This window comes from Neisseria sp. P0009.S007 (genome assembly GCF_051962515.1).
This window is the reverse complement of sequence record NZ_JBQCVF010000162.1, coordinates 1-3,376: the sequence shown is the minus strand read 5'-3', so window position 1 is coordinate 3,376 and position 3,376 is coordinate 1. Positions and strand designations below refer to the sequence as shown.

At 55.3% G+C, this 3,376-nt stretch carries 4 protein-coding genes; 1 reads left to right on the top strand and 3 read right to left on the bottom strand.

The features are described 5' to 3' along the window. Nucleotides 1-59 precede the first annotated feature (59 nt). The 3 genes from ACTHS3_RS10875 to ACTHS3_RS10865 are packed head-to-tail and all read right to left on the bottom strand — an operon-like array spanning nucleotide 60 to nucleotide 2,783. Nucleotides 60-1,349: an ISL3-like element ISPpu12 family transposase gene (locus ACTHS3_RS10875; protein ID WP_049331821.1), complete on the bottom strand. Its 1,290-nt coding sequence runs from the start codon at nucleotides 1,347-1,349 to the stop codon at nucleotides 60-62. 21 nt (nucleotides 1,350-1,370) lie between these two features. Continuing rightward, complete coding sequence (lspA, locus tag ACTHS3_RS10870; RefSeq protein ID WP_003821921.1) at nucleotides 1,371-1,883, bottom strand: signal peptidase II; 513 nt, start codon at nucleotides 1,881-1,883, stop codon at nucleotides 1,371-1,373. Nucleotides 1,884-1,886: 3 nt separating this feature from the next. Continuing rightward, complete coding sequence (locus ACTHS3_RS10865) at nucleotides 1,887-2,783, bottom strand: cation transporter (protein ID WP_070588402.1); 897 nt, start codon at nucleotides 2,781-2,783, stop codon at nucleotides 1,887-1,889. Between the two features lie 95 nt (nucleotides 2,784-2,878). On the opposite strand from ACTHS3_RS10865, the gene cadR reads away from it, so the two are divergent. Then, complete coding sequence (cadR, locus tag ACTHS3_RS10860; RefSeq protein ID WP_004364961.1) at nucleotides 2,879-3,286, top strand: Cd(II)/Pb(II)-responsive transcriptional regulator; 408 nt, start codon at nucleotides 2,879-2,881, stop codon at nucleotides 3,284-3,286. The last annotated feature ends 90 nt before the right edge of the window (nucleotides 3,287-3,376 follow it).

Below are 3,376 nucleotides of genomic sequence, written 5' to 3'. Positions count from 1 at the left end.
AGGGTATACGGATTTAATGGTTGATGGGGCACCTTCACCCCATCAATCTGATACCACCCTCAGATGGTTGATAGATCGACTCCGTAGTTGAGTTCCTCTGCGAAGTCCGGCAGTCCGTAACCGATGGTTTTCTTGTAGAAAGGAGAGACCTTCGCAGTCGGTGCCTTCTTCTTGTGCTTCGTGGTGTAGAGCATTCGTGCCCGCATCACCTCGAAGGAGTAACCGCGCCCTTCACGGTTCTTGTCCTTGGCCAGTCGGTTGATGGACTCCGTGTAAGCGTTGGTGACGGGCATGTCCATCTCGAAGTAGGTCATGGTCTCTTCACGCCAGTTTCCCACTGCCCTGACCAGATCGCTCCAGACTTCCTTTTGGCCCTTCGGGATGGTGGCTATCCACTCGTCCAGGGCGGCTTCTGCCTGGAGCCGTGTGGTGGCGTCCCAGATGCCGTAGAAGCGCTCCTTGTGCTCGTAGGCGGCCAGCAGTTGCGGGAACGCGCCTGTCCAGGTCTCCATGATGAGGCGCTCCCGGTCTGAGACTTCGTGAGCGCGTTTCAGCAGGATTTTCCGGTCTCCCTTGAGAGTCCGGCTCTGGGACGGTTTCAGCTCCTTTCTGAGGCCCTTGCGCACTCTCTCTAGGGCATCGTTGGCCATGCGCACCACATGGAACTTATCGACCACGATACGGGCCTGGGGCAGTACAGCCTTGACCGCTGCCCGGTAGGGGTTCCACATGTCCATGCTGACGATCTCGACCTTCTGCCGGTCTTTCAGCTTCATCAGGTAGTTGGTCACCACGTCCTGGCGGCGGGTGGCCAGCAGGTCGAGCAGGGTTCGCTCCTCAATGTTGGTCAGAATGCAGCGGTAGCGCTTGTTCAGGTATAGCTCGTCAATGCCCAGGATGCGGGGCGTCTCGAAGCGGTGCCAGCGCCCCAAGAACTCGGCGCGGGCGTTGAAGATGTCGCGCACCGTCTTCTCGTCCAGGCCGGTCTGTGCCGCCACAAAGGTGTAGGGGTGGTTGAAGGATTCCTTCTCCACGTACTCATGCAGCCGCAGTGTCATACGGAATCCGTCCACCATCTCCGGTAGCTGGGGCCTGAATGTTGTCTTGCAGGCCCGGCAGGTGTATCGGCGGCGGACCACCCAGAGAGTGACCCGCTTGCCGTGGATGGGCAGATCACGATAGGGAACGTCACGCTTGCCGAACCGTACGAACTCACCCTGCACGCCGCATTCCTCGCAGGCGATGGGATCGGGCACGTCCACCTGGAAGTGCATTTCGTCGTCGGTTGATTTGCAGCCCAGTACTTGGTATTGCGGCAGGTGAAGGATGTTGTCGGGAAGTTCGGTCATGGTGTTGTATAGGCGTAGGTGTCAGTCAGATCCATCCGACTCGGCATTGGTGTTTGCTTTTTTACCCAACAAGCTGCTGGAAACGAAAAGTAAGGCACCGAGGACAATTGCAATATCAGCCAGGTTGAAGGCCGGCCAATGCCAGTCTCGCCAATAGAAATCAAAGGAATCCACAACATAGCCGCGAAAGACCCGGTCAATCAGGTTGCCCATGGCGCCACCGAGGATAAGACTGTAAGCGATGGCTTCTCCTTTATGACGATTTTCAAGGATCAGCTTGATCAGAAAAATCGAGACCACTACCGCGATTCCGATAAAAAAGTAGCGCTGCCAGCCTCCACCATTCGCAAAAAGACTGAATGCGGCACCGGTGTTCCATAGGTGCACCCAGTTAAAGAACGGGGTCACCGAAACATACTCGCCATAGGCCATTGATTGCTGCACCAGCCACTTTACAGCCTGATCAGACGCTGCCAGCAGGCCCGATATGGACAATAGGGCATACGGCGAGAGCTTTTTGCCAATAATGAGCATTATTTAACCCTTCAACGCCAAAATGCGTCTGGCACCGTTAAGTACAATCACCCCCGTGATGGTGCCGATAATCAGATCTGGATAATTGGAACCGGTCCACGCGACCAGGGCGCCGGCGGTGATGCCCCCCAGGTTGATCACCACGTCGTTGGCCGAGAATATCAAGCTTGCCTTCATGTGCGCCCCGCCTTCCCGATGTTTGGATATGAGCAGCAGACAACTGGTATTGGCAATCAATGCGACGAATGCGATAGCCATCATCACCAGAGATTCAGGCTCACTACCGAATACAAAGCGTCTCACCACCTCTACGAGCACGCCCACAGCCAAGATCAGTTGCAGTACACCAGCAAGATGCGCGGCACGTACCTGCATTTTCACGCTATGTCCAACCGCATAAAGGGCAAGCCCGTACACCGCCGCATCGGAAAAATTGTCCAGGGATTCTCCAATCAGGCCGGTGGACTGGGCGATCAGACCGGCAGTCATTTCCACTACGAACAGAAGTGCATTGATGCCGAGCAACCAGCGCAGGGTCCAGGATTCTTGCTTAGCAGAAGCTGCCGAAAACTCGGCGGCCTTGATGGTCTCTGGATTTGCAGCGACGGTTTCCTGAAGCGAGGCGCCTAGCCCCAAGGTCTTCAGTTTCGAGGTGACGGGCTCGATCTCGCCGTCATGCACGACCTTCAGCCGGCGGTTCGACAAGTCGAAGGACAGCGCCCGAATCTCCTCAAAGCCGTTCAGGGCTAGGCGAATCATTCGTTCTTCTGATGGACAGTCCATCTTCGGCACTGCATAAACACTGACCCATCTCCCTGTCGCCTCGGAGGAGGCCTGTATATCGGTATCCGCTGCGGACGTTGCATCACCGCCACAGGCGCCACCACAGGATTTGCTCATAATATGACTCCACTTGAACAATGTTGTGGTACCATTTTAAACTATAAAGCTACTATAAGGTCAATAGAGTAAAGAATCCGTTGGGGAGGAGGCTGATGCGCATTGGTCAGTTGGCGCAGTTGGTAGGGGTCGAAACACAGACGATCCGCTTCTATGAACAGCAGGGCTTATTGCCGCCGCCTGATCGGCAGGACAACGGTTACCGTGTCTATACCGAGAAGCATGGTGAGGGGCTGGCCTTCATCCGTCGCTGCAGAATCCTGGGCCTGTCACTGGCTGAGATTCACGAACTACAGAGCTATCAGGACGACCCTCATCAGCCTTGTACCGCCGTCAACGCCTTGCTCGATGATCACATCTCTCATGTGCGGTCGCAGATAACCGCTCTGCAAGCGCTTGAGAAACAACTCGTTTCACTGAGAGCGAGTTGCAACGATGACCGGGAAGTTGAGGCGTGTGGGGTTCTTGCTGGAATTAGCGAAGGAAACATGCACCAGCAGTAGGTGAAGCATCAACCAGATAATCCGATGAGATGCTAGTCTGTCTCACTCTCATGCAAAGGTAAGATCAACCATTTAATCCGCTTACCCCTT

Excerpts from the sequence above, each read along its gene's own strand:
- ACTHS3_RS10865 (WP_070588402.1), bottom strand. The coding sequence starts at position 2,783 with ATGAGCAAATCCTGTGGTGGCGCCTGTGGCGGTGATGCAACGTCCGCA.
- ACTHS3_RS10875 (WP_049331821.1), bottom strand. The coding sequence starts at position 1,349 with ATGACCGAACTTCCCGACAACATCCTTCACCTGCCGCAATACCAAGTA.
- cadR (WP_004364961.1), top strand. The coding sequence starts at position 2,879 with ATGCGCATTGGTCAGTTGGCGCAGTTGGTAGGGGTCGAAACACAGACG.
- lspA (WP_003821921.1), bottom strand. The coding sequence starts at position 1,883 with ATGCTCATTATTGGCAAAAAGCTCTCGCCGTATGCCCTATTGTCCATA.